This is a genomic window from Enterococcus columbae DSM 7374 = ATCC 51263, assembly GCF_000406925.1.
Classification (GTDB): Bacteria; Bacillota; Bacilli; order Lactobacillales; family Enterococcaceae; genus Enterococcus_E; species Enterococcus_E columbae.
Window position 1 is genome coordinate 84,321 of sequence record NZ_KE136348.1, and the last position, 25,924, is coordinate 110,244.

Annotated in this window: 21 protein-coding genes; 5 read left to right on the top strand and 16 right to left on the bottom strand. The window is 36.1% G+C overall.

Going from position 1 to position 25,924, the window contains the following annotated elements:
* Positions 1-57: 57 nt before the first annotated feature.
* Entirely contained in the window at positions 58-939 is an 882-nt protein-coding gene (dapA, locus tag RK02_RS05400) for a 4-hydroxy-tetrahydrodipicolinate synthase (RefSeq protein WP_016183237.1), read from the bottom strand.
* Positions 940-1,120: 181 nt separating this feature from the next.
* On the opposite strand from dapA, the gene RK02_RS05405 reads away from it, so the two are divergent.
* The 3 genes from RK02_RS05405 to dapF are packed head-to-tail and all read left to right on the top strand — an operon-like array spanning position 1,121 to position 4,448.
* The gene (locus RK02_RS05405) at positions 1,121-2,272 is read left to right on the top strand and encodes a M20 metallopeptidase family protein (RefSeq protein WP_016183238.1); all 1,152 of its coding nucleotides are present in this window, start codon (positions 1,121-1,123) and stop codon (positions 2,270-2,272) included.
* A gap of 18 nt (positions 2,273-2,290) precedes the next feature.
* A complete protein-coding gene (gene lysA, locus RK02_RS05410; protein WP_016183239.1) occupies positions 2,291-3,589 on the top strand; it encodes a diaminopimelate decarboxylase in 1,299 nt (432 codons plus the stop codon).
* A gap of 22 nt (positions 3,590-3,611) precedes the next feature.
* A complete protein-coding gene (dapF, locus tag RK02_RS05415) occupies positions 3,612-4,448 on the top strand; it encodes a diaminopimelate epimerase (protein ID WP_016183240.1) in 837 nt (278 codons plus the stop codon).
* A 74-nt stretch (positions 4,449-4,522) separates the two neighbouring features.
* Here the strand turns inward: dapF and RK02_RS05420 are convergent, their stop codons facing one another.
* Positions 4,523-5,461, bottom strand: a complete 939-nt coding sequence (locus RK02_RS05420; protein WP_016183241.1) for a DHH family phosphoesterase — start codon at positions 5,459-5,461, stop codon at positions 4,523-4,525.
* 13 nt (positions 5,462-5,474) lie between these two features.
* Positions 5,475-6,806 carry a DRTGG domain-containing protein gene (locus RK02_RS05425; protein ID WP_016183242.1) on the bottom strand — a complete coding sequence of 444 codons (1,332 nt, stop codon included), beginning with the start codon at positions 6,804-6,806 and terminating at the stop codon, positions 5,475-5,477.
* A gap of 489 nt (positions 6,807-7,295) precedes the next feature.
* Between RK02_RS05425 and RK02_RS05430 the strand changes: the two genes are divergently transcribed.
* The gene (locus RK02_RS05430; protein WP_016183243.1) at positions 7,296-7,571 is read left to right on the top strand and encodes an AbrB/MazE/SpoVT family DNA-binding domain-containing protein; all 276 of its coding nucleotides are present in this window, start codon (positions 7,296-7,298) and stop codon (positions 7,569-7,571) included.
* Positions 7,572-7,829: 258 nt separating this feature from the next.
* Here the strand turns inward: RK02_RS05430 and RK02_RS05435 are convergent, their stop codons facing one another.
* From RK02_RS05435 to RK02_RS05455, 5 genes are all read right to left on the bottom strand, one after another.
* Positions 7,830-8,876: an Eco57I restriction-modification methylase domain-containing protein gene (locus RK02_RS05435; protein WP_016183244.1), complete on the bottom strand. Its 1,047-nt coding sequence runs from the start codon at positions 8,874-8,876 to the stop codon at positions 7,830-7,832.
* Positions 8,866-12,204, bottom strand: coding sequence for a DEAD/DEAH box helicase (locus RK02_RS05440; protein WP_016183245.1), 3,339 nt, complete (start codon positions 12,202-12,204; stop codon positions 8,866-8,868). Before RK02_RS05440 ends, RK02_RS05435 begins: the two co-directional genes overlap by 11 nt.
* A complete protein-coding gene (locus RK02_RS05445; RefSeq protein WP_016183246.1) occupies positions 12,179-12,874 on the bottom strand; it encodes a DNA methyltransferase family protein in 696 nt (231 codons plus the stop codon). The genes RK02_RS05440 and RK02_RS05445 overlap by 26 nt, the downstream gene beginning before the upstream one ends.
* Before the next feature lie 116 nt (positions 12,875-12,990).
* Positions 12,991-14,673 (bottom strand): ribonuclease J, encoded by a 1,683-nt coding sequence (locus RK02_RS05450; RefSeq protein WP_016183247.1) that lies wholly within the window; start codon positions 14,671-14,673, stop codon positions 12,991-12,993.
* A 176-nt stretch (positions 14,674-14,849) separates the two neighbouring features.
* On the bottom strand, positions 14,850-15,914 hold the full coding sequence (locus RK02_RS05455; RefSeq protein WP_016183248.1) for an aspartate-semialdehyde dehydrogenase: 1,065 nt from the start codon (positions 15,912-15,914) through the stop codon (positions 14,850-14,852).
* Positions 15,915-16,158: 244 nt separating this feature from the next.
* Here RK02_RS05455 and RK02_RS05460 point away from each other — a divergent pair, with 244 nt between their 5' ends.
* Positions 16,159-16,620, top strand: coding sequence for an S-ribosylhomocysteine lyase (locus RK02_RS05460; protein WP_016183249.1), 462 nt, complete (start codon positions 16,159-16,161; stop codon positions 16,618-16,620).
* A 138-nt stretch (positions 16,621-16,758) separates the two neighbouring features.
* Here the strand turns inward: RK02_RS05460 and pezT are convergent, their stop codons facing one another.
* The 8 genes from pezT to RK02_RS05500 all read right to left on the bottom strand — a co-directional run bounded on the left by pezT (position 16,759) and on the right by RK02_RS05500 (position 25,764).
* Positions 16,759-17,535 carry a type II toxin-antitoxin system toxin PezT gene (gene pezT, locus RK02_RS05465; RefSeq protein WP_016183250.1) on the bottom strand — a complete coding sequence of 259 codons (777 nt, stop codon included), beginning with the start codon at positions 17,533-17,535 and terminating at the stop codon, positions 16,759-16,761.
* A complete protein-coding gene (pezA, locus tag RK02_RS05470; RefSeq protein ID WP_016183251.1) occupies positions 17,535-18,011 on the bottom strand; it encodes a type II toxin-antitoxin system antitoxin PezA in 477 nt (158 codons plus the stop codon). The genes pezT and pezA overlap by 1 nt, the downstream gene beginning before the upstream one ends.
* Before the next feature lie 86 nt (positions 18,012-18,097).
* On the bottom strand, positions 18,098-19,555 hold the full coding sequence (locus RK02_RS05475; RefSeq protein WP_016183252.1) for a phytoene desaturase family protein: 1,458 nt from the start codon (positions 19,553-19,555) through the stop codon (positions 18,098-18,100).
* The gene (locus RK02_RS05480) at positions 19,548-20,135 is read right to left on the bottom strand and encodes a TetR/AcrR family transcriptional regulator (protein WP_016183253.1); all 588 of its coding nucleotides are present in this window, start codon (positions 20,133-20,135) and stop codon (positions 19,548-19,550) included. Before RK02_RS05480 ends, RK02_RS05475 begins: the two co-directional genes overlap by 8 nt.
* 88 nt (positions 20,136-20,223) lie before the next feature.
* Positions 20,224-20,664, bottom strand: coding sequence for an NUDIX hydrolase (locus tag RK02_RS05485; RefSeq protein WP_016183254.1), 441 nt, complete (start codon positions 20,662-20,664; stop codon positions 20,224-20,226).
* A gap of 75 nt (positions 20,665-20,739) precedes the next feature.
* The gene (locus RK02_RS05490) at positions 20,740-22,362 is read right to left on the bottom strand and encodes a glycoside hydrolase family 13 protein (protein ID WP_016183255.1); all 1,623 of its coding nucleotides are present in this window, start codon (positions 22,360-22,362) and stop codon (positions 20,740-20,742) included.
* A gap of 1 nt (position 22,363) precedes the next feature.
* Complete coding sequence (locus tag RK02_RS05495) at positions 22,364-24,001, bottom strand: glycoside hydrolase family 13 protein (protein ID WP_016183256.1); 1,638 nt, start codon at positions 23,999-24,001, stop codon at positions 22,364-22,366.
* Positions 24,001-25,764, bottom strand: a complete 1,764-nt coding sequence (locus RK02_RS05500; protein WP_016183257.1) for a glycoside hydrolase family 13 protein — start codon at positions 25,762-25,764, stop codon at positions 24,001-24,003. The genes RK02_RS05495 and RK02_RS05500 overlap by 1 nt, the downstream gene beginning before the upstream one ends.
* Between the last annotated feature and the right edge of the window lie 160 nt (positions 25,765-25,924).

The window sequence follows — 25,924 nt, forward strand, 5'->3', positions numbered from 1 at the left end:
ACACCTCATTTATATTTTTTCATTGGCTAGCAAATGACTACTAGCTATCCTTAGTTATTACAATAAGCCGTAATTTTTCATTTCATTGGTCAAACGAGTGATCGTTGTCGCTTCTGCTTGGTCTAAAGGTAGACGATAATGGGTTTCATACCCTTTTAACAGACCAACCGCGGCTTTAATCGGCACTGGATTGACTTCACAAAAAATCGCATCAATTAATGGTTTTTGTGCTAATTGAGTTGCTAAAGCCGCTTGATGATTGCCGGCTAAGTAATCATGAACCATTTGCGAAGTCTGCTTTGGTGCAATATTGCCAATAGTTGAAATGACACCAGAACCCCCTACTGATAATAGCGGTAATACCTGATCGTCATTTCCTGAATAAAGGGCAAAATCTTCATCAACCAATCGTGCAATCTCAACAATTTGTGAAATATCTCCACTTGCTTCTTTTATCCCAACAACATTTGGAATTTTCTTTAGTTCACCAACAATCTCTGGAGTTAAATTCATCCCCGTACGTGAAGCTACTGAATAGAGAATAACAGGAATCGTTACACTTGCACAAATCGCTTGATAATGCTTGATAATACTTTTTTTCGTTGCTTTATTGTAATATGGTGTCACAACCAACAATGCGTCCGCGCCAACCTTTTGCGCTGCTTGTGACAATTCAATCCCGTGTTGCGTATTATTTGAACCAGTTCCACCAATTACCGGAATACGTCCATTAACCTGTTGTACTACAGCTTCAATTACTGCAATGTGTTCTTTGTCATCAAGAGTCGAAGCTTCACCTGTTGTACCACAAGCAATAATAGCGTCAGCACCTTCTTGAACATGCCATTCAGCTAATTCCTTCAACTTGGCAAAATCTACCGTCCCATCTGCATGCATTGGGGTGATTAGCGCGATACCTGCACCTTCAAAAATTGCCACTTTCGACACTTCCTTTCAAATTTTTCAACCTTTTTTTCAAAAAAATGATAAAACCCTAACAAATTCTTATGGATTATTTGAATTATATTATATAATATTAATAATTATCAATGATTTTTATCATTAATCTAAAAAATTTTAAATAAAAGTAATTGCAAGTAGATGAATTGGAGTGATTTAGATGCAAATTTCTGCTGATGTACGGCGCTTATTGCCAAATGTAGTTGCTCATCGCCGTGCGCTTCATCAAATTCCTGAATTAGGCTTAGCTGAATATAAAACTAAAGCTTACTTACAAGAGCAATTAAGTAAGCTCCCTCATGTAGTCATTCATGAAATTTTAGATACCGGCTTAATTGCCATTTTTAAAGGCAAGCAGCCAGGCAAAACTTTGGGCTTTCGGACAGATATTGATGCCTTACCGATTACCGAAGAGACCAATGTTGCCTTTAGTAGCACCCATCCAAATTGTATGCATGCTTGTGGTCATGATGGCCATATGGCGACAATGCTAGGGTTTGCTGAATATTTAGCTACACATCCAGAAGAAATTATTGGTACGATTGTATTAGTATTCCAGCCAGCTGAAGAAGGACCGGGTGGCGCGCAGCTTTTAATCGATGCAGGGTTATTTGAACAATATCCTATTGAACAAATGATTGGCTTGCACGTTTTTCCAGAATTTGAGGAAGGCATTATTGCCTGTAAGCCCGGTGCGATGATGGCTAGAAATGGAGAAGTGACCATTGAAATTATTGGTAAAAGTGCGCACGGTGCGCAACCACAAATCGGTGCAGATGCCTTGTTAGCTAGTGCTGCCGTTATTCAAGGCTTACATAGTATTATTTCAAGAAATCTGTCCCCACTTGATTCAGCCGTCCTAACCTTTGGCAAAATTACTGGTGGTGATGCGATGAATATCATTGCCCAACAAGTTCGTATAGAAGGAACCATGCGCGCTTTTAGCGATGAAGTTTATGAAGAAATGACTCGTAGAATTCAATTATTAAGTGAAGAAATTGCTAAAGGCTATGGATGTGTGGCCAAAGTATCCTTTAATCATATGTATCGGGTGGTCGAAAATGATCCAGCAATGGTTACTGCTTTAGCAGAAATTGTTGGTGACAGCTATCAAACAACGCCCCCTTACATGTTGGCCGAAGATTTTTCGATGTACCAACAAAAAGTTCCTAGCCTGTTTTTCTTTGTAGGGATAAGAAATGAGAGTAAAAATTATGTTCATCCTTTACATAGTAGTAAAATGCAATTTGACGAAGAAACTCTCTTAGGTGGCATTGAATGCTATCGTCAATTAATTCAAAAGCTTAATTAAACCAAAATGGAGGAAACTATGACCAAATCAGTACAAAATCATCATTTAATGTGGGATGGCTGTGATACCGTTGCCTTAGCAAAAAAATACGGTACCCCCTTATATGTCTTTTCTGTGAATGAAATCGTGAAGGAATGTCAAAATATCAAAGCTGCCTTCACTGAAAAATATCCAAATACTAGAATCGCCTATGCTTCTAAGGCTTTTTCAACAATTGCGATGCTTCAACTTATTGAAAAAGAAGGCTTATGCTTAGATGTCGTCAGTGGAGGCGAGCTGTATACAGCAATTGCTGCGAACTTTCCAGCAGAGCGTATCGAGTTTAATGGGAACAATAAATCTATCGAAGAACTAACCCTAGCCCTTGAATATGGTGTCGGTCGGATTATCGTCGATGGGCTACAAGAAATTGATTTACTACAAAAAATTGCGCAAGAAAAAAATAAACAAGTCAAGATTCTATTTAGAATTACCCCTGAAGTCAAGGCGGCCACCCATGATTTTATTTCAACCGGCCAAAAGGATTCTAAATTTGGTATTCCATTAGACGAAGAGATTCTATGGCCAACGATTCAAAAGGCCATCGATGCACCAAATATTCACTTTTTAGGCTTTCACTTCCATGTAGGCAGTCAATTAGCTGACAATGCCGCTCATCTAGCAGCAGCCAAGATTGCCTTGGATTTAGTCTTAGCAGTCAAAGAAAGATGTCATTATGAAGTACAAGAGCTTAATTATGGTGGGGGCTTTGGAGTCAAGTATCTTCCAAGCGATTTACGTCAGCCATATAGCTACTTTTTAACCCCGCTAATGGAATTAACTGAAGCTTTTTGTACTGCGCATCAATTAACACGCCCAACCATTGTCATTGAACCAGGAAGAAGCATTGTAGCTGAGGCTGGGATTAGCTTACATACAATTGGGGCGATTAAAGAACTACCAGGGATTCGTAAATATGCTTCCATTGATGGCGGGATGACCGATAATATTCGCCCTGGACTCTATCAAGCAAAATATACAGGCTTACTTGCCAATAAAGCAGATTTACCAAATGAAGAAGTCGTAACCATCTCTGGGAAGGCATGTGAAAGTACAGATATTCTGACCAAAGATCTCGCTTTACCTAAAGTGCAAACTGGAGATATTTTTGCGACCTTTTCTACCGGTGCCTATGGTTATTCAATGGCTAGCAATTATAACAAACTTGCTATCCCAGCAGTTGTCTTTGTCAAAGATGGTCAAGATGCTTTAGTTGTTAAACGCCAAAGCTATGAACAAATGATTCAAAATGAATGTTCAGCGCTAGCTTTCATTTAATTAAGAAAGGATTGAATCGCACATGATGATTCCATTTTTTAAAATGCAAGGAACAGGCAATGATTTTATTGTCATCAACAACCTACAATTACAATTGAGCAAACCCCAATTAAGTCAACTAGCCAAACAAATTTGTCAACGAAAAATCTCGGTGGGCTCAGATGCTTTAATGGCCGTTGATCAAGCGCATGAGGGGGGCGATTTTCGCATGATTTTTTTCAATGCGGATGGAACGGAAGCTGAAATGTGTGGAAATGGTGCCCGTTGTATCGCCCGTTACGCTTATGAAAATCAACTCGCTAAGGAAGAAATGGTCATTGAAACAGTGGCTGGTAAAGTCTATGCTCGAAGAATCGATCAACGCTGTTATGAGGTACAGCTAAATGAACCGACAAATGCTCAATTTGATCTAAGCTTTGAAAATTTTGCCGGTAAAATCGATTATGTCGAATTAGGTAATCCTGGCATTCCTCATTTAGTCGTCCATTATGAAAACCTGGCGAACACTGATTTGGCTACCATTAAGCCTTTAGCTGAAAAATTAAGACATTGGTCCCTCCTACCTAAAGGCGCAAATGTAAATTTCTATGATTTTTTAGATAATCAAGAAGTCATCGTGCGAACGTTTGAACGTGGAGTGGAAGATTTCACCCTAGCATGTGGAACGGGTAGCGGCTCAACGGCTTATTTATTAAAACAATTAAAGCAAGTGAGTGAGCCTAAGGTTAAAATCAATGTATTAGGTGGGCAACTAACCATTCGAGTGGAAGAAAATCAGCTTTATCTAATCGGTGATACCAATATCATTGCTAAAGGAGAAATCTGGGACGAAGATTTAGCTGCTATATTTTCCAAATAATTAAATGACAACATAAAAAGCCAATTAGTCAACGAGTACTAACTAGTGTACTTAGCTGCTAATTGGCTCTTTAATTAACTAAATAAAGCTTGCATTTCCTGATAAATCTCTTTGGTTTCTTCTAGACTATACGCATTCGCTCCACTAGCTAATGGATGTCCGCCTCCATGGTGACGTTTGGCAATTTCATTGATTGGTCTTTCCTTTGAACGTAAACGAACACGATAATAGCCCTCTGGTTGCTCCACAAATAAGGCCCAAGTTTGCACACAATCAATCTCACCTGGTAAAGGGACTAAACTTGCTGTCATCGCATCAGTAACTTGATACTCATTTAAAATTGCTAAAGGCAGATAAACGTTAGCCACCCCATTTTCATCAATGGTGAGATGTTGATACACATAGCCAACTAACTGAGATACGGCATAGCTGATTTGACTCAATTGCCGATTTAACTTAGCCATTTCAAAAGGATATTGTAATAATTGGCTAGCTAAAAATAAGGTTTGACTAGAAGTCGCCGGATATAAAAATCGACCGGTATCACCGACAATTCCGGCATATAATAAGCGAGCAGCCTGACTGGTTAAAACCAGCTCTTCTTTTTGTTCATACCAAAATTGGGCAATCATTTCGCTGCAGCTACTAGCCTTGGTATCTACCCAAACCAAATCACCATACGGCTCATCATTAGGGTGATGATCAATTTTAATTAGAAAATCACCTAAATGATAACGATCATCGCTAATTCTTGGGCTATTAGCGGTATCGGTAACGATGACTAATGAACCTTGATATAGTTGATCTTCAATTGTTTGCATCGAAGCTAAGAACTCTAATCCTTCCGTGCTTTTACCGACTTGATACACCTTTTTTTCAGGGAAATTCGCCCGAATGATTTCAGCCAATCCCACCTGTGAACCAATCGCATCTGGATCTGGTCGCATGTGACGGTGAATAATAATCGTATCATAGGCTTTTATTTTTGCTAAAATTTCTTGTTGAATGGTCATCTTTTTTTCCTCTCTATGCCCGTTCCATTATTTGACAGGTAATAATCGCTTTGGCAACAAGCATGTTTTCTAAAAACACCTCTAAATCAAGCTTTGCCGAACGACGGCCGAACTCTAAAATCCGCGGCTTAATTAATAATTCACTTTCTAATTGAATTAATTTAAAATAATGCAAATTCACTTGCTCAATCCAAGTATTTTTCCGTTTATGTAGCATCATCGTTTGTTTAGCTGTATTCGCAATGAGTCCGCTCAATACCCCAAAAGAAATCGTCCCTAATTCATCGACCATTTGTGGGGTCACCGTAAATTGGAAATGTGGCAGTTCCAATGGATTACCTTCATAATCTTCTTCAATCATGTGAATTTGCGCATTCACTTGATCAGCAATCGTATCAGAAACCTGTGGCTGTCTTTGAACTAGATGCATCGCCTTCATAATATCCTGTCTAGTAACAATTCCTAATAAAGATAAATCATCCGCAACGACAGGCATTACCTCTAACCCATCCCAAATCATTTGATGACTAACCGAAGCAATGGACATCTCTTTTTTGACCACCCGTGGTTCTTTGGTCATCACACGCTCAATGGATAGGTGATCAGCTTTTTCCAAAATATCCTTAGTCGTTACAATCCCCACTACGCGCATATTCTTATTCACCACAGGAAAACGTGAATGGGAGGTTTCCTCTGCCAGTGCCAAATAATCTCTGACCGTATCATTGATAGTAAGATAGTTCGTTTTTTCTAATGGCATATAAATATCGCTGATTAGCATAATTTCTTTTTTGATTAGCTGATCGCTTAATGCACGATTGATCATGGTCGCAACCGTAAACGTATCATAGGTCGTCCGTAAAATAGGCAACTCGTATTTATCCGCCAAATCAGCAATCTCTTTTGTTGTATCAAAACCACCAGTAATCAGTACCGCTGCTCCATTTTCTAAGGCTAGCTTTTGAACGTTGACCCGGTTACCGACAATCATTAAAGAGCCAGGTGTCACATAGCGTTCAATTGCCGAAACCTCCATCGCACCAATCACAAATTTATTTAATACATGAGAAAGCCCGGTCGCACCACCTAGCACATCACCTTCAATAATCTCGACCACTTCTGCAAAGGTTAATTTTTCAATATTTTTCTTTAATTTTTTCTCAATCCGAATCGTACCCACCCGCTGAATCGTGGATACTAGCCCAATTGTTTCAGCCTCTTTAATTGCACGATAAGCCGTTCCTTCACTTACCCCTAGCTCTTTGGCAATTCCCCGGACAGAAATTTTTTCACCCACCGGTAATTGTTCGATATAAGATAAAATAATGTCGTGTTTCGTCGCCATTTTCTCACTCCATTTTCTGTTACAAAAATTATAATACAGCCTTTTATTTTAACGTTTTCATTCTATTTAATTTTTAACAAACTAATACAGCTTACAAAGTTTATTGTAACAGATTCTGAAATAAGTACAAGCCTAATCCATCAATCTTTTTCATAAGTAAAAACAACAAAGCCACTATACACTAGCCGTTCACAAGATTGCCTTATAGCGAAATTTCAAGTTTTACAGTTAAATGAGTGAATGATTGCTCTATGCCTTGGTATAACGCGATTTTTTTGTTAATTTTTTGCAATTTTATATGCGTACTTTGCAATATCATAGCGTTTGAAGACTACTAGGAGAATGCGCTTAAAAGCGATAAAATCTAACCATTCAAAGCCATTGTCAAAGATTGATGCGTTCAAGAATTGCCATGTATCTCTTCCTATCGACAAAACAAATGACAAGCGCTATATTGAAGGTAGCAATAAACATTAGGGAGTACAGATTATGGAAACAAAAATTATTCAGCTGCAAAATTTTCACGCGATACAATTACCAGATGCAATCATCCAACAGCTTCATTGGTCAGTAGGCAATACCGTTGTTTTGGAAGTCAATCCTACACAAGAAACATTGACTTTACATATCCAAAAACTAGCACAAAATCTATACGAAACGGATTTTGTTCAAAATTATGATTTCGACGAAGATAGAAAAAACGATCCTTTACTTAGAAACAACTGGCCGCTGATAGGAAAAGAAAAAGCTAGCAGTATCAATTAAACAATTTAAACCGTTCATGCCAAGCAAAAATCACCATCTTTAAAAAAGTAGCTCCTTTCTACGTAAACAGTGTACAAATAATTAAATTTATGCACTGTTTATGTAGAAGATTACCAAAAATTTTCACTGGCAATATTTTACATTCATATGTATTAAACTAATTTCTCATATTTTCAAATAATAGCGGTCTGTTAGATAAATAAAAAAAAGACCTACATCTAAACTAAAAAATTCTTAGTTTAAATGTAGATCTATTATTTAATCCTCGTCTTCCATCGAACGCACTTTTTCTTCAATAAATTGAATTTCCTCTTCAGACAATCCATATTTTCTATAAAGTTGTTGATCGATTTCAGAAATAGACTTAGACCAATCAATATCAGAAGAATCAGTAAAATCCTGCATAGGTACCTTAGCCCATTTTTCCCTAGTATTGGCTTGTGTTATCTTTAAAATACTTAACATTGCACGTGTAAATTTAGTTTTAATATACTTTAGCGCATTTATACCTTCTTTCTTTGTTTCAAACGAACCAATCGAATTGAATGTTTCAGTATGTCCCATTTTGGGGCTACCAATAAAAGGAGAGGAAATAGTTTCTCCAAATGCACCACTTCCATTTGCTTGTGGAAGTATTACTTTATAATAATCAAAACTTTCAGGCGTTGAAAGATACTCTCTCTTAATCCACCAAATTTCACGTTGATTGTTAATACGACCAATAACAGCTACATCGTCGTCATTACGTTTTTCTTTAAAAAATACTATATTCTCAAGTATTTTGAATGCACTTGAGCCGACATCTTTAGAGTGTCCTTTGGATTGAATATCTATTATTTTAGGATGATCCTCTAGCGCTTTATCGCTTAATCTGTATACTCCACGTCCAGTAATAATCTCATTCATTGTATGATTAAGTTGAGGGGTAACTTTATGTAAAATACTATTTAATTCAGTATAGGTAGTAAAAACATCAATAGGTATATACTCTTTATTTTCATCTCGATAAGAAATTGCTACTCCTCCTTTAATGTCTGTAGTAGGAAAAACTACAGAAGAATCTTGAATATAATCGATAATTTTAAAATGAGGATCATTTAGCATTTTTTGATTCCATTTTTTTGGAGTAGCGCCTGCATTAAATAAAAAACGTGCAGGCGTAATAAAAGAAACAATCGGCGAAATATTGTATGCCTCTTCCATAAATAAATGATAGATTGGTGGAGTTTGTGTACTATCACCCTTTGCTTCTTCTTGATAAGGTGGATTCCCTATGATTACATCAAATTGAAATTTATCTTCCAATCTTGTCACCTCCGAATACTTTTTGAATGGTTTCTCTCATTGTACCATCCTTAGCTGGTTGTTCTAAATTCATAAGTTTCAAATTTTTACTAGAAATTTCTGGGAATGGTCCAAATACAAAATTTTTCGCAATTTGATAGATAATTTCTGTTGGAGCAGCACCATAAATTTGATTTTCCATAATATGACGTATCCGTTCCGTTTTATCAGGAAAAGCCTTAATCAACCCCTCGCTTTGATATAACTTTTTAGCAATCTCTGTTAAAAATAAGCCAGATTTTACATATGGATCAAAGAATGTTTTCGTTGGATCATCAAAAATTCCAGGATTTTCCTTTTCTAAACTTTCAACCATTAACTTCACATATTTTTTGGGGGTGAATTTTTGATTTGTCTTTTGTAAAGGAATGTAGTCAAAAATATCTATTTCCTGACTTTCATCAAAATAATTGCCTAATTGTTGCTTTAGTCTTAAAAATTCTTGAATCGATTCATTAAAGACAACTTCATCAAATAACTTTCCTTCAAAATACTTCACTTCACCAGTTTCACTATCTATATATTCTCCACCATCTCGTAACATACGAAACTGTTCTTCGCTAATTCCAGTCACCTCATAAAATACCTCATCTGGTGTATATTCATCAAAGTTAGCTAAAGTTAAGCCATTATCCCCATAAGCCATAACAAAACTTGGAATAGTTCTGGAAAAACCTCTTAAGTGGTCACGTACATCATTTTCCACCATCTTCATTTTTCGTTTTTCTTGTCGTTCATATTGTTCCTTTATTACATCTTTTTGTAATTCTTCCATCGATTCATTGATAACCGAAACAAGCTTTTCTTGTTGAACCTTAAACAAATCATCTAATTGCTTAATTTGTTCATGTTCAAGTTGTTGTTTTTCAGCTTCGTTCTTAGCGTTTTCTTGTTTTTTAGCAAATTCTAAATGAATAGAGGCTGTTTTCTTATTTAATTCAATTCTATTTTCATTTATTTTTTCAGCAACCTTATTTTTCATCGTTTGTTGCATCTTATTAACATCTGATTTAGTAGGATTATCAAAATGTTTATCTAATTCTTTTTTCGTAGGCATAATCTGAGAAGCAAGCTGTTTGGCAACTTTGTCAACAAACTTATCATCATTTTTTTCAACAAGATTTTGTGCGTTAGTTTCTAAAGTTTCTACCACCTCAGTCATTTTCTCATCAGAAAACAGACCATTAGTTGTGTTAATAACCAATTCATCACTAATTTCAATTTCACCATTATCATTTAGGTTCAAATGTGACGTATCCACTTGTTTATTTTTCTTCTTGTCTTCTTTTGCAGGTGTTAATTGATTAATTGTTTCTTGAATTACTTGAGGTGCACGGAAAATATTCGCAATATTGGCAAATAAAAAGTTACTCATAAATCCATGACGAACCACTTCAGTTGCTTTGATTTTTCTTGGAATGGTTAATACTTTTTCTGCATCCAATTCAACCATTTTACCAAATTCATCTTCACCAATCACAGGTAAAAAATTCAAAAGTGTTTGAATATTCACTTCACGATTTCCGCTTGTGCCCTTTCCACCCGTTGTAGAAGTTTTCAAATCATTGGCAAATTCATCAAATAAAATCAGGGTTCTTTCGGGTGCAAAATCAAAAACATATGCATTTTCTTTACGTTTTAACTTGTTATCCTCCACATATTGATATGGATTCTGCGCTCGAAATGCTGCTTGCATATATAGTGCAGGAGATTTAATGTTTGATAGCATCAATACAGCTGTCCACTCTGGAATAGTTACACCAGTTGTTAACTGACCTACAGATAAAGTAATTGTTTTATCAGATTTTCGGACTGCCTCTCTTACTAAATCAAGGCTCTTTGCATTACGCTCATAATCTGTACTTTCACCTTGATTATCCAGCTCTTTTTTCCCATTTCCAGCAGCTAATACTACCTGGTATTCTTTAAATACAGGGTGCTCTGCCAATAATTTTGCCATCGCTTTAGCTGAATCTACACGGTCTAAAAGCCAAAAAGTATGTTTTAATTCATTTCGTAATTCAGGTGTAGAAAATGGATATTTATCATTTTGTGTCAGTCTATCTAAAAATAACTGTACCTCTTCTTCATACTTGAATCGTCCATTTTCATTGGTTGCAAAAAACTCATTTAAATCAAAATAATACGCATGCTCTTCTCCGTCTACTTCTACTCCTTCAGAGGCTTTATCAATCATCATATTTGACAATTGATAGGTAAACATATTTAAAGTTGGCAAATTTTCATATGGATTATAATCTTCACTATTCCAAGATTGTTTTGCTTGTTGTTCATCTTCATAAGACCAAGTATATATTTGCTCATCGGAAAATTTATCATTCGCGAGTGCTTTAAACGGTGTACCTGATAAGTGTAAGAAATGCTTAGCTTTTAATACATTGAATGCAGCATCTGTTTTAAATGTATCAATAGCTTCATGGGCTTCATCTATTATCACAATATCCCATTGTGTATTAGCTACCCATTTTAATTTATCATATCCTCCCGTACCAAAATACATCGATCCTTTCAAATCTTGTAAACTGACAAACGCAATTTGACCTTTAGTACTCATTTCATCCTTATTTGCCAAAGCTTTGTATTCTTCTCGACTCAAAACTGGACGATTTTTTAAAGCTTCACTTTCGCTAATAAACAGATATTCTGTTTGCCATTGGATAAATTTTTCATAGTCATCATACCAAGAATTAGCAATTGCTGGACGATTTGTCACAATTAGCACATTAACAGCATTCAACTTACGAATTAAGTCGTAACTAGCTAACGTTTTTCCAAATCGAGGTTTTGCATTCCATAAAAATTCTTTTCCACCATTATTAAAATATTGAAACGCTTGGTTAACAGCCTCAGCTTGTTCTTTTCTCAGTATGTAATCAGACTGATTATTTGATTTCTTATTTTGCATCCAGTCTCCAAATGCAAAGTCCTTAAAATCCTTTTTTGATTGAGCAACATCATCATGATAGTTAAACCATTCAGAATTTTTTTCACGTTCTACTTTACGGATTCGAGTTAAAAAATTATGAAAATCATGATCATTAAAATATTTCTCCTCCTCTGATAAATTAGCATCTGAATATCTCGCATCATAACTCCAGATTAATTCTTTTTTTATTTGTAGTTGGCTTGCTTGCTCCTCAACCCTATCTTGAGCACTTCTTGTTGTATAACCTATTTTAAACCATCCTTGATACTTAGGAATATCCGGAGTTCGCCAAGCATAAATTATTGGTTTGATTGTTTTAGTCGTTTGAATCACTGTTTTCATCCACTAATTTCTCCTCATATATTTTTTTAAAAGGAACAATTTTATACTCTTTTTTAGTAATAGATTCTTCTTCGGCAAATAAATCTAGTTGCACAGCAGGCGAATGATAATATTCTTCAATTGTAGGTTTATCTTTAAACAGACTAGAATATATAAAAGGAATTCGCTTCACAGTATCGTTTTGTTCATCAATAATTTTCCACTGCGAAAAAATTATTTCCTCTCCTGAATCTGTTTTTCTAGTAAGTGTATTTCCATGAACAATATTTGTCGTCAATATACATTGAACACTTTTATAAAAATCGGTTCTCTCACTCGCTTCTTTTTGATAAACTTGTTTATAATTTTCTAACATGACATCTGCCATTCGCCATCGAGCAGTTATAACATTATCGCTTAATAATTCTATTGCATAAATACTTGCTAACACTCTCAAAGCCTTATTTTCCCAATTTTTTTTAGAAGAATATAAATATGACAATTTCTTTTCTAAAATAGCCACTAAAAAATTTCCCTCTCCACATGATGGCTCTAGAAAAGTTGCATCAATATTTTTTAATTTCTCAGTTATTTCTGGAATAGCAAGCATTTTTTCGATAATCCAATCCGGTGTAAATACTTCACCATGTCTTTGAACTCTTGTTTTATTTTTAATTAGAGATTCGTTCATCTTTCCCACCCTTCTTTAAATCCTAATAATGCTATTTTTATTATACAATGAATTTCTATTACAAACTATATTAAAATAACCAAGAAGGCTAAGCGCACTTCTTGGTTATTACTAAATCAATATTTTTTGCCTTTACGGCCGCTTGCTTCCATAATCACAGGTAAAATGACCGGACGGCGACGGGTTTGTTCAAATAAATAGCGACTTAATTGATCGCGAATATCTTGTTTTAAATTTCCCCAATCAAAGCCATCCTCAGCTAAATGCGTTTCTACGATTGACTGAACCAGCTCGGCACTTTCTCTAATCAAATCACGGCTAGCCTTCACGTAGACAAAACCTCTAGAGGTAATCTGTGGAGAAGAAATAATTTTCTTTTCACGACGACTAATCGTAACCACCGCGACAAAAATACCATCTTCTGATAAAACCTTACGATCACGCAAGACAATGTTGCCAATATCCCCGATTCCTTTACCATCAATCATCACATTTTCGGCAGGTACCGCACCATTTAGTACTAACTCGCCTTTTTGATAACTCAAAACATCGCCTTTACCAGCAATAATGACTTGATTTGCTTGGTAGCCTAGCTGTTTAGCTAAATTTGCATGGGCAGCTAACTGGCGATATTCCCCTTGGACTGGGATTAAATATTTTGGCTGCATTAAATTCAGCATTAATTGTAAATCATTGGCATTAGCATGACCAGAAACCACTAAATTATCTGAAATATTTTTCACCGTTCCGCCTGCTCGATAGATAATATCCTCGGTTTTTGCTACCACCGTTTCCATCGCAATTGTCGGCGTAGTCGTGATATAGACTAAATCGCCCTCTTGAATTTTTAAAGTACGGTGAGTCCCTTTAGCCATCTTTTGTAAAGCACGAATTGGCTCACCCATCCGACCTGTTTCTAAAATGACTAATTCTTCTGGACGGTATTTCTTCATTTCTTTTTGGGTAATAAATAAGTTTTCATCAGGTAAAGTCAATTTGCCTAGCTTCATCGCTGTACGAATAATCTTGCCGAAGTCTTGACCGGTCAATACGATTTTGCGATTAGAGCGGTAGCTAGCATCAATTACTTGTTGCACTCGTTGCAAGTTACTTGCCACACAAGCCACAACAATTCTGCCTTCCCAATAAAGAATGGTATCATACACTTCATCAGCAATCTGTAATTCTGAGGCCACACTTTGCTGATTTTCCGCATTGCTAGAAGTGCTTAATAAAGCCAATACACCTTCACGACCAATTTCAGCTAAACGAGCAAAGTCGGTTTTATACGAAGCACTGGCCGATTGGTCAAATTTAAAATCACCCGTATAAACAATATTCCCTTCAGCTGTTTTTAGACTAATCCCTACTGAATCTGGGATAGAATGTGTCGTTCTAAAGAAAGAAATCACAGTTGAACCAAAATCAATTTCAGTAAATTCATCAATAACATGAAATTCCTTGAAACGTTTGGTTGCTTCATAACGATGAACATTCAACTTGGCTAATTCAATCGTTAATTTCGTTCCAAAAACCGGCGCTTGAATCTCCTCTAAGAAGTAAGGTAACGCGCCAATCGCATCTGGATGTCCGTGCGTTAAAAAGACTCCAGCTACTCGATTGGCATTTTCCTTCAAATAAGTAAAGTCAGGAATGATGGTATCAATTCCTAGTAACTCGTTTTCTGGATAACGCAGCCCGCAATCCAGCACAAAAATATCATTGTCTACCTCGACAACAAATAGATTTTTACCACTTTCACGAATTCCGCTCAGTGGAATAATATTTATTTTAGTCAAAAAATTCACCTCTAAATTCATTTTTTATGTATATATCGTTCTTTTTTATTCAAAACATATGAATGATTACATTCCTATTATACATGAATTTTAGATAAAGCCAAAAGAATTAAGAAGTTTTTTATCTAAAAAAGATTACAAATCTCATTGAAGAGAATTGTAATCTTTTTGCCTAACTATTTACTTGGTACGCGGACTAAATCCATTTCATGCAAGGTTTCAGCAATTTGCACGGAATTCCAAGCCGCTCCTTTTAATAAATTATCTGAAACAACCCATAGATGTAACCCGGTTTCGACATCTAAGTCTTTACGGATACGACCAACAAAGGTTTCCTTCTTACCCACTGCATTTAGCGCTTGAGGATAAATTTGTTGACTTGGATCGTCTTCTAAAACAACACCAGGTGCCTCTTTTAGTAAGCTACGAACTTCATCTACAGTTAATGGAGTCTTTGTTTCGATATAGACTGATTCAGAATGGCCACTTAATACTGGCACACGCACGCAGGTTGCAGAAACCTTAATGCTGCTATCAGACATAATCTTTTTCGTTTCGTTGACCATTTTCCATTCTTCATAAGTATAACCTTCATCAGCAAAAACATCGATTTGCGCTAAAGCATTGAAGGCTAATGGATAGTGCTTTTTATCGCCACCACAAGGTAAAATTTCGGCAGTCAATTCGTTTAATGGTGTGCCATTAGCGAAAGCCTTCACTTGATTGCTCAATTCTTCAATCGCACGAGCACCTGCACCAGATACCGCTTGATAAGTCGAAACAATCACGCGATCTAACCCAGCTTTTTGACGGATTGGCTCTAAAGCAACCATCATTTGAATCGTTGAACAGTTTGGATTTGCAATAATTCCTTTATGCTCCTTCAAGGCTTCTTTATTCACCTCAGGCACAACCAATGGAATTCCTTCATGCATTCTAAAATAACTCGTATTATCGACAACTACAGCACCACGTTTCACCGCTTCAGGAGCAAAGACCTTAGAAATACTACCACCTGCACTAAACAAGGCAATATCAACGCCTTCAAAAGATTCTGGCACCAATTCTTCAATGGTCAATTCTTCCTCTTTAAAATAAGCTTTTTTACCTGCTGAACGCTTTGAAGCTAATAATTTTACCGCCTTAATTGGTAAAGTCGATTGCTCCAACATTTCAATCATTTTTGTTCCTACCGCACCGGTTGCACCGACGACAGCTACTGTATAGGATTTTGCCAACATGAACACTCCTTTAATTCTTCATAATCAAATAATCAATCCTTCATTGATTATTTATTCGCACTCATCACTCGCCTTAATTAGACTAAGAGCAATGAGTAACTAAAGATTAAGATTTTTTAATCATTTTACCATATTTCTTGTTTTTTTCTAGTAGTAATCTTGATTTTTCGCAGATTTATTTGTTGATATAATTGCAACAATTCTCATTATTTGTTATAGTTGTCAATGCAAGGAGGCGAAAGCAATGGCAAAAGTTGAAAGCTTTAGTTTAGATCATAATAAGGTAAAAGCACCTTACGTACGTATGGCTGGATTGGAAACTAATGAAGGAGTCACTATTCAAAAATTTGATTTACGTTTCTTACAACCAAATCATGATGCCCTACCAACAGCTGCATTGCACACTTTAGAGCATTTATTAGCTGTGAATTTACGTGACTATATCGATGGTGTCATCGATTTATCACCAATGGGCTGCCGTACTGGCTTTTATTTAATCGTATGGGGCGAACATTCTACCGAAGAAATTCGTGATGCATTAAAAACGGTTTTAGAAAAACATGTGATCGGTACAGACTTTGTCCCAGCTGTTTCAGCTAAGGAATGTGGGAATTACCGTGATCATTCATTATTCGCTGCCAAAGAATATGCCAAACAAGTATTAGATCAAGGCATCAGTAGCGATCCATTTGAAAGAAAGCTATAAAATAGCCACTTTCTTGGCAATACACCTGTATGAATATCTGAAAAACCAGTAGTCTTTAACTCTTATTAAAAGACTGCTGGTTTATTTTTGGCGTATTCACTTTTAAACGAGCTGTTTAACAAAATTTTTTCGCATCAATTAAGAATGCGCTTGATTTTTCGCCCTTAACTGCGCTAGTTTTTCTTGTCCTTCCTTAAGCATAATTTTTTCTACCATCGTCCATTTGCCAAACAAAAGATTTTGTAATATATCAGCAGCTAATCCCGCATTTATTTTTGAATCATACTTACAACTTCTATCTCTTTGATAAATTTGAATTCGATTAAATATTTGTTCTGTTTCCAGCTCACGTAAATGAGCAACTAGATGCTCTACAATCAAATCATGATGTTCTTTTGGGGTAGCTCTCGCCTTGGTTGGATCAAGTGCATAAAGCTCTTCATAGCGAAGCAAAGTACTTAAATAGGATAATTCTGGTTTGGTTGCAATTAAAGCTAAAGCAACCTGATAACCTTTAGCTTTTAAAAGATTTGCAGTCTTTTTTGGTACTTGAACGGTTCGTAAAGTACCTTCAATCAGTAGGTGGTACCCTTGGTTGCTTAATTCGTTTACCAACGATTCTACCATTTTTCCAGCAAAGTCCTTCGTATATTCTACACTATCCTTACCATATTTTTCTTGTAATGCAAAATAATTAGGATGTAATGAACGATAACTATCTCCATCAATAATAATGATATTGCCTTGAAATTCTCTTTGTTTAATCCGATGAATCGTTGTCTTACCAGCACCACTTTGCCCACCTAAAATAATTGCTTGCGGCTGTTTTGAAGTTTGTTTTCCTAGAGTTAATGCGCGAATATTTCTTTTCAACGCTCTTTGAAATTCAGCTTCACTGTATTCTTCGATTCCCATTAAGCAACCCCTTGATGGCTGACCATCATTAACATTCTCTCAATACCATCCAAATAACCATTGTATCGTTCTAGCTCACCAAAACTGTCTACTAAATAAAGCTTAGTATTAATCAAATTGGCCAAATCATCACTCATCAAAATCCAAGGATTACTAACATCATCAAAAGCAATACCTTGTGTATCTTGATAATGATAAAGGCGAGATAAAATCGCTGCCCCTCGTTCTTTAAGTACTTCTATCGTTAAAGTTAATTGATAATCTTCAATTGGCGTTAACAGTTTTTCTTCACCCACAATATCGAGATAAGAAACATTAAATTTCTGACAAATACGATCAATTAATTCTGTTGAAATCATACTCGTTTCATTTTCATAGCGACTTAGACTATTGCGAGAAACGCCAATCATTTGAGCAAACTCTAGTTGCGTTAAATGAAGTGAATGGCGCAGTGTCTTGATATTTTCTCCAATCATGATCAAATCCTCCTGTTTAGTACTTCCATTGTACCACAAAAGCAAACAATGCACCAATTTTGGTGCATTGTTTATTTCAGCATATCCTACCTCAGTTTTTCTTTACTTATTTCGTAAGCAGCAAATTTTCCTACTATGCCAGCTATGGGTAAGCCACCTGGTGACATCAGCCATTGATTAGCAAACCATAAATTTTTTATTTTTGATAATTTGTTCGGTAAAACAAGCGAATTCGTACGCTCTTTAGGAATCGCTCCCATAAACGAACCATCAACAACATTACAGTAACGATAATAAGTGAGTGGAGTCCAAATATCTAAAATCGATAGTTCATTGATCAAATGTGTATAATCGGCAAATATTAATTGTTTGATTTGATTGGCGTATGCTAATTTTAATCGTTTATAATCTTCTTTTGATAAGCTATGCCAAAACTGATAATCATCTTGATCTTGAAAAATACTCACATAAACAATTGTTTGCTCAGAATTTTTTGCCTTTTTAATTTTGACACTTATTCTAGAAATTGATTTTGTCGCAATGCTTAATTCACGAATCGGAAAAGTAGCATTAGTGAGAAAGTCAACTTTGCTATCCAGTTGATAGGCTACTTGAAAAGAACTAGTATGAGTAGTATTCGTTAATTTTGATAATTTATCATTTATTTTTTTAGAAAAATAAGCTGGAGACAACAACTTTTGGTAAATCTGATTAATATCATAGGCCAAGATATATTTATCCGCAGTCATTTGATAATTATCTTCAAAAGATATAGAAGCAATATTTTCATCAACGATTGTTAAATGCTTTAACTTTTTTCTATAATGGATTTTTCCACCTAAGCTCAAATATTTATCCACTACTCGATTACTTAACTCAAGCGATGAGCATGGAGCGATTGCAGCATTTCCCGAAATAAACGAAGCGTACGTAGATAGCAACATATAAGCTGGATAGACCGATGGAAAATGGTCTAAGAAAGCATGTCGCAAATAGGAATTTTTAAAATGATTGGCAAAGTCCGCTATGGTCTGGTCACCGTATAGGGATTGAATCTTTTTTTGAATAGCCAATGTCGGTATTAAACATAAAAAATCAAATAGATGATAAAACTGAAATGGTTTTTTTGCTGGAATTTGTAGCTTAGTCAACAATAAAACGTTTGAAAAAAATTGAAGAATGGACTCACTATCTTCCGGAAAAAGTGTAAGCATCTCCTTTTGTGTTCTTTGCCAGTCTTTCCAAAAAGTAATTTGACCATTTTTAAATTTCGATAAAAATAGATAATCGGCTGTTTCAAAATCATCCGCTTGCTTTATTAAACCAATTTCTAGCCACAATTGATTCAAATCAGACTTAGGTTTGGTTCCCGTAATCCAATGAATACAGTTATCAATCAATACCTCTTTTTTATACCAGCCTGTACACAAACCTCCCGCATTTTGATTTTTCTCATAAATTTCAGTTTCAAAGCCAGCTTTTTGCAAATATATCCCAGCAGTCAAGCCAGCTATGCCCCCACCAATAATTGCAACTTTAACCATTATTTTCTTCCCTTCTTAAGATAGCAAGAATCCAAGATACTTCTGGTAATTTAAAATCAGCAAAGATCACTTTTGCTTCTGCCATCCCTTGGATACAACACCAATATGTATAAGATAAGGTATGCGGATTGCCTTCCCTTATACTCCCTTCATCTTGACCAGTAACAATCCACTCACAACAATCCTCGATAATGGTTATTGCTTCAAGTAGTGCTTTAACTTTCTCAGATACATGATCATTTTTTCTAGCTTCTGACAATAGCATAAACATTTTAGCCACAACTGGATTAGTATCTAATTGTGAAAAAATATATCGTGTAATTTTCTCAAATAATTCAAGCATGTTAGTATGTGGAATCTCTAAAGAAAAATTGATAGATTGTACCCCCTTTTCTATCAGATGCTCATATAAAAATTCCTTTGAATGAAAATATTTCATCACTAACCCCACACTAACATCCGCCTTTTGTGCAATATCTGAAATTTTTGTTGCTGAATAGCCTCTAGTGACAAATAAATCGAGTGCTGATTGCTCAATCAATTGAATTTTTCTCAGTTTTTCATTTTCTCGTTTATTCATTAGTCGCCTCCACATTTTAAATGAACACATATTCATTGAACGATTATTCACTTAAAATATATACGAATCAACCATCCATTGTCAAATCCTATTTCCCTAAAATTTTTCGCAATAAGCTAATCAAAAAATTTTCTCTAATTTCGTACGTTTGATAACGTGGTGCATTGAAAGCGGTACGAATTTGTCGTTTACGAAAAGGAACAGTATTAATTGGCAAACGATTGACAGGAAACCATTTAAGCTGCGTAGTTTCTGTTGTTTGATTTTGAGGACTGCCTGAGATAATCTCGCTTAAAAATAGATGCTGGCAATCTTTTCTTTTTATATCGTAATACTGTCCATAACAACAAATAAGCTTTATTTGATACCCTGTTTCCTCATGCATTTCTCGAATAGCCGCTTGTTGTGGCGTTTCATAGTGCTCAATCTTGCCACCTGGTAAATCCCATAGTGGTAAATCACGACGTTTGACCATTAAGACTTTGCTATTTTGAATGACCACGTTAAATGAACCCTGTGTGAAAATCATTTTCTTCCCACTTTCTAAAAATAGGGATCCTTCTAATCAATAGAAAAATCCCTAAATATACGTATTTTTTATGCCTCAATTCAACTGGTAAATAAATGCAGCGAAAGGTTGTAGGTGCATCCTTTTTACTAAAGGCTGAGAACTTGTATTAGTTAAAAGAACTTTAGCCTCTGATTGAACTACACGATTAGGTAAATCAACTACCACCTCTTTATCACTTAAATTGACCAAGACCAACGCACTTTGATTGGTTGTGTTTCTAGTGTAAGCAATCACTTGTGGATGCTTTGGCAAATGTAGCTCATAATTTCCCTCTACAAACAGCGCCGTTTTTCTTAAGGCAATGGCCTGTTTATAGAAATTTAGTAAGGAATCTGGGCGTTTTTCTTGCTCTGAAACATTGATTTCTTGATAATTTGGATGAACCGCTAACCAAGGCTTCGTTTGGCTAAAGCCTGCTGCATGACTTGCTTCCCATTGCATAGGGGTTCGTGAATGATCTCTAGTCCAATGGCAAATTTGTTGCAAGGCTTCATCAGGGGTGATGCCTTGTTTAAGCAATTCTTGATAGTGATTATAGCTATCTTTAGCATCTAATTGGTCCACCGAGGTAAAAGGAAAATTCGTCATACCAATTTCCTGACCTTGATAAATAAATGGTGTTCCCTTCATAAACATGAAAGCAGTAGCAATGGCTTTAGCTGAATGTTCACTTTCGTTTCCTAAAATTGAATTGATTCGTGGATTATCGTGATTTTCAACGTATAAAGCATTCCAGCCATGTTGATTTAAATCTTTTTGCCAACGACTAACCACCTTTTTCCAGCCTAAAACATTGATTCGTTCATGACCGGGCTTTCCTTCTCTAACCTGATGCTCTAGTTCAAAAATCATATCTAAATAACCATCACGATTGGTCCAATTCACGGCTTTTTTACTCGTTACGCCACTTGCTTCACCAACGGTTACGATTGGATATTCAGCAAAAATTTCTTTCAAATCTTGCATGTACGCGTCAATCCCAGCAACATTCATAAATGGCGCCCAAGGATTGTCCGTAATTTTAAAATCCCAAGGTGCTTTTTGAATATGACTAATTGCATCTAAACGAAAGCCATCAATCCCTAAATCTAACCACCAACGAATCATTTGATAGATTTCTGCTCTTAGCTTTGGATTTTGCCAGTTTAAATCAGGCTGCTCAGGCGCAAAGATATGAAAATAGGCTTGTTTTGATTTTTCGTCATATTGCCAAGTTGAGCCACCAAAAAAGCTTTGCCAATCATTAGGCATTCTCTCTGGTGTAGCATCTGCCCATAGATAATAATCACGATATGGATTATCCTTCCCCTTCAACGCCTCTTGAAACCAGGGATGTTGATCACTCGTATGATTGACTACCAAGTCCATAATTATTTTTAAATCTAAAGCATGAGCCTTGGCGAGTAATTCCTTAAAATCGGCCATCGTTCCAAAATCTGGATGAATGGCCTGATAATCAGAAATATCATACCCGTTATCCACATTTGGTGAAGCGTAAATCGGATTAAGCCAGATAAAATCTACGCCTAACGCTTTGATATAAGGCAATTTGGCGATGATGCCTTGAAGATCACCGATTCCATCATTGTTACTATCATAAAAGCTGCGTGGATAAATTTGATACCCAACTGCTGTTTCCCACCATTTTCTCTCCATGTTACTCCTCCAATTTCACCACAAAGGCTTGCCATGGTTTTAACTGTAAGTCAAGACTTTCACTTAATTCAATGGGCATGTTGGCAATCACTAACTCAGTTGCTTTAGCTTGTGGATTAGAATAATGAAATTCATGACAATCATCAGAAAAATTCGTTACCACTAACCAGGTTTCTCCTTGATATTTACGTAAATAGGCAAAAACGGCCTCTTTGGTATCAAGTAATTCGAAATCGCCCCAAATCATAATTGGATTGGCTTTACGCAAAGCAATTAATTTTTGATAAGTGTAAAAAATGGAATCAGGATCTGCTAAAGCTTGTTCTACATTGATACTTGAATAATTTTCATTAACAGCAATCCATGGTTCTACAGTTGAAAAACCAGCATAGGCTTGATTGCTCCACTGAACTGGCCGACGTGCATTATCACGCCCTTTGACATTGATGGATTGAATAATTGCTTCTTTGGTAAACCCATTGGCTAAACGTTCCTGATACATATTGATTGTTTCGATATCTTTAGCTTGGGTAATATCAGTAATCGCCGTATTGGTCATGCCGATTTCTTCTCCCTGATAGATATAAGGCGTACCTTTTTGCATATGTAAAAGGATAGCCAACATTTTCGCACTTTCTACTCGATAGTTAGTGTCATTGCCCCAACGTGAAATCATTCGTGGCAGGTCATGATTATTCCAAAAAAGTGAATTCCAACCTTGATTATCCAATTCAGTCTGCCATTTTGCAAAAATCTGTTTCAATTGGCCTAAGTCAACAGGTGCCAAGTCCCATTTTTCACCACCAGCTTGTTGATCTAAGCCGATATGTTCAAATTGGAAAACCATCGAAAGTTCATGCCGGTCTGGATTAGAATATAATTTAGCAATTTCCGGGGTGGCTCCCCACGTTTCGCCAACCGTTAATAAATCATGCTTACCAAAAGTGGCTTGATTCATCTCTTGTAAAAATTCATGCAAACGTGGGCCATTCCCGGTAATCTCTTGTTCTGGTACCTTCCCGATTAAGTCAATCACGTCCATACGAAAACCGCCAATTCCTTTATCAATCCAGAAATTCATCATTTGATAGACAGCCTGACGGACTTTTTCATTTTGCCAATTTAAATCTGGCTGTTTCTTACTAAATAAGTGCAAGTAATATTGACCCGTTGTTTCATCTAATTGCCAGGCTGAACCTGAAAATGCAGAACGTAAACCATTAGGAACCCCGCCATCTGCGCTAGGATTGGCCCATACATAATAATCGCGATAAGGATTATCCTTGGATTTCTTTGCTTCCACAAACCAAGCATGTTCATCAGAGGTATGATTAACAACCAAATCCATCACAATCTTGATCTGTCGTTTATCCGCTTCTTGAATTAACCGATCCATATCCTCCATTGTCCCGAACTCTGTCATGATTGCTTCATAATCTGAAATATCATAACCATTATCATCGTTTGGAGATTGATAAACCGGTGATAGCCAAATCGCACCAATTCCTAACTTTTCAAGATAATCTAGTTTTTCAATAATTCCTGGTAAATCGCCAATGCCATCACCATTACTATCTTTGAAGCTCCTTGGATAAATTTGATATACAACGACTTCTTGCCACCAATGTTTTTGACGCATTATTCAACACCCTCCCAATAAGTAATCACAAATCCTTTAGGTAAAATTTGATTGGCTTGTGTTTTTTGACTTAATACGATTTTTTCACTTACTGGCATCGTGATAGGCTGCTCACCAGTATTAAAGGTGGCAACTAATAACTTATCGCCTAATTGTCGAGCAAGCGAAAGAATTCCTGTATGGTCATCTGCAGCTAACCATTCCACACTACCTTCACTTAAAATCGGTTGATATTCTTTTCTAAAGCTAACCAATAATTTCATGAATGCATACATTTCTAAGTCTTGGTCCGCTTCATCCCAAACCATACATTTACGACAACCAGGGTCAAATTCACCCTCCATAGCATATTCCGTACCATAATAAATGCAAGGAACCCCCATTTGTAGATAAGTAAAGGCCATGATTTGACGAACTAAGTCCTTGTCACCTTTCACCTCAGTTAAAAGTCTTGGTGTATCATGTGAATCCAAAACATTAAATTGTACTTGGTTAGTCTGCATTCGATATAACATCAATTGTCGATTCATTTGAGCAACCATTTTGGATAATGAAATTTCATTTTTTACAAAATAGGCTTTAATTGCATCCGTGAAGGCATAGTTCATCACTGCATCGAACTCATCGCCTTGTAACCAACGTTGTGAAGAATGCCAAATTTCTCCTAAAATGTAGAAGTCTTTTTTCACTGCATCACACGTTTGTCTAAATTTCTTCCAAAATGCATGGTCTACTTCATTGGCAACATCCAAACGCCAAGCATCAATATCAAATTCTTCAATCCAGTATTTTGCAATCGAAAGTAAGTATTCTTGTACCTCTGGATTAGCAGTATTTAGTTTGGGCATATGTGGCGTAAAAGCAAATGTATCAAAAGTTAAATCTTTGGCATCTTCAAAGTGTTCGCCTTCTGTATAGCTAACTGGAAATTCATGAATATGGAACCAATCAGCATATTTTGATTTTTCGCCATTTTTAATGACATCTTGCCATTGCGGAGAATTGTCGCCAATATGATTGAACACCGCATCTAACATCACTTTAATCCCACGTTCATGGCATTCTTGAACCAAAGCTTTAAAAGTTTCAGCCGTACCAAAAGCTGGATCAATCATAAAGTAATCTTCGGTATCGTACTTATGATTAGAAGTCGCCTTAAAAATAGGACAAAAATACAAACCGTTCACCCCTAAATCAACGAGATGATCTAGGTGGTCGCGTACGCCTTGTAAATCACCACCAAAGAAATTAAACGGGGTCGGTTCTTCACTCCCCCAGGCAAGTGTACCTTTAGGATCATTAGTTGGATCCCCATTGGCAAAGCGTTCTGGGAAAATTTGATACCATACAGTTTGCTTTACCCATTCAGGAACCTTCACTCGATCTGTTTCATGGAAATAAGGTAAACGATAGTAAAGATTTGGCGAAGCGAGATATTCTTCAGTTGCTGGAAAAATCCCTTGATCACCATAAAACGCTACTGTTCCATCAATTCCTTCGACAATAAAACCATAGGCGATTCGTCGAAATTTTGCCCCCACACTAATTTGCCAATAATCATGTAATTGAGTGGTCAATAATTTTTGCATAGGCACTCTCTTTTGATACCAGTTTTCTTTATTCACCAAATAAGGGTCCCCATGAATAAGATAGACAGCTAAAACATCTTCTCTAGCCGTTTGTAAGCGAATATGCATTGTCGATTCATTATATAGATAAGCAAATTCACTTTCAGGTCGATGATAGATTGCAGAAGTATTCATCAATTACTCAACTCCTTTTTTCTTTGCCCCTATTATGGCATATTTTGCAAACGCAATCAAGCACTCATCAGCAATCGGTTGCACTTTAAAAAAACATTGATTTTGAACAATTTAAAATACCATCCAATATCCATTGATATATCAACATTTCTGCAATATA

Coding starts and splice junctions, on each gene's coding strand:
- RK02_RS05455 (WP_016183248.1), bottom strand. CDS start 15,914: ATGTTGGCAAAATCCTATACAGTAGCTGTCGTCGGTGCAACCGGTGCG.
- RK02_RS05440 (WP_016183245.1), bottom strand. CDS start 12,204: ATGAAAACAGTGATTCAAACGACTAAAACAATCAAACCAATAATTTAT.
- RK02_RS05460 (WP_016183249.1), top strand. CDS start 16,159: ATGGCAAAAGTTGAAAGCTTTAGTTTAGATCATAATAAGGTAAAAGCA.
- RK02_RS05420 (WP_016183241.1), bottom strand. CDS start 5,461: ATGACCATTCAACAAGAAATTTTAGCAAAAATAAAAGCCTATGATACG.
- RK02_RS05500 (WP_016183257.1), bottom strand. CDS start 25,764: ATGAATACTTCTGCAATCTATCATCGACCTGAAAGTGAATTTGCTTAT.
- RK02_RS05430 (WP_016183243.1), top strand. CDS start 7,296: ATGGAAACAAAAATTATTCAGCTGCAAAATTTTCACGCGATACAATTA.
- pezA (WP_016183251.1), bottom strand. CDS start 18,011: ATGATTGGAGAAAATATCAAGACACTGCGCCATTCACTTCATTTAACG.
- RK02_RS05475 (WP_016183252.1), bottom strand. CDS start 19,555: ATGGTTAAAGTTGCAATTATTGGTGGGGGCATAGCTGGCTTGACTGCT.
- lysA (WP_016183239.1), top strand. CDS start 2,291: ATGACCAAATCAGTACAAAATCATCATTTAATGTGGGATGGCTGTGAT.
- RK02_RS05425 (WP_016183242.1), bottom strand. CDS start 6,806: ATGGCGACGAAACACGACATTATTTTATCTTATATCGAACAATTACCG.
- dapF (WP_016183240.1), top strand. CDS start 3,612: ATGATGATTCCATTTTTTAAAATGCAAGGAACAGGCAATGATTTTATT.
- RK02_RS05480 (WP_016183253.1), bottom strand. CDS start 20,135: ATGAATAAACGAGAAAATGAAAAACTGAGAAAAATTCAATTGATTGAG.
- RK02_RS05405 (WP_016183238.1), top strand. CDS start 1,121: ATGCAAATTTCTGCTGATGTACGGCGCTTATTGCCAAATGTAGTTGCT.
- RK02_RS05490 (WP_016183255.1), bottom strand. CDS start 22,362: ATGGAGAGAAAATGGTGGGAAACAGCAGTTGGGTATCAAATTTATCCA.
- RK02_RS05485 (WP_016183254.1), bottom strand. CDS start 20,664: ATGATTTTCACACAGGGTTCATTTAACGTGGTCATTCAAAATAGCAAA.
- pezT (WP_016183250.1), bottom strand. CDS start 17,535: ATGGGAATCGAAGAATACAGTGAAGCTGAATTTCAAAGAGCGTTGAAA.
- RK02_RS05445 (WP_016183246.1), bottom strand. CDS start 12,874: ATGAACGAATCTCTAATTAAAAATAAAACAAGAGTTCAAAGACATGGT.
- RK02_RS05495 (WP_016183256.1), bottom strand. CDS start 24,001: ATGCGTCAAAAACATTGGTGGCAAGAAGTCGTTGTATATCAAATTTAT.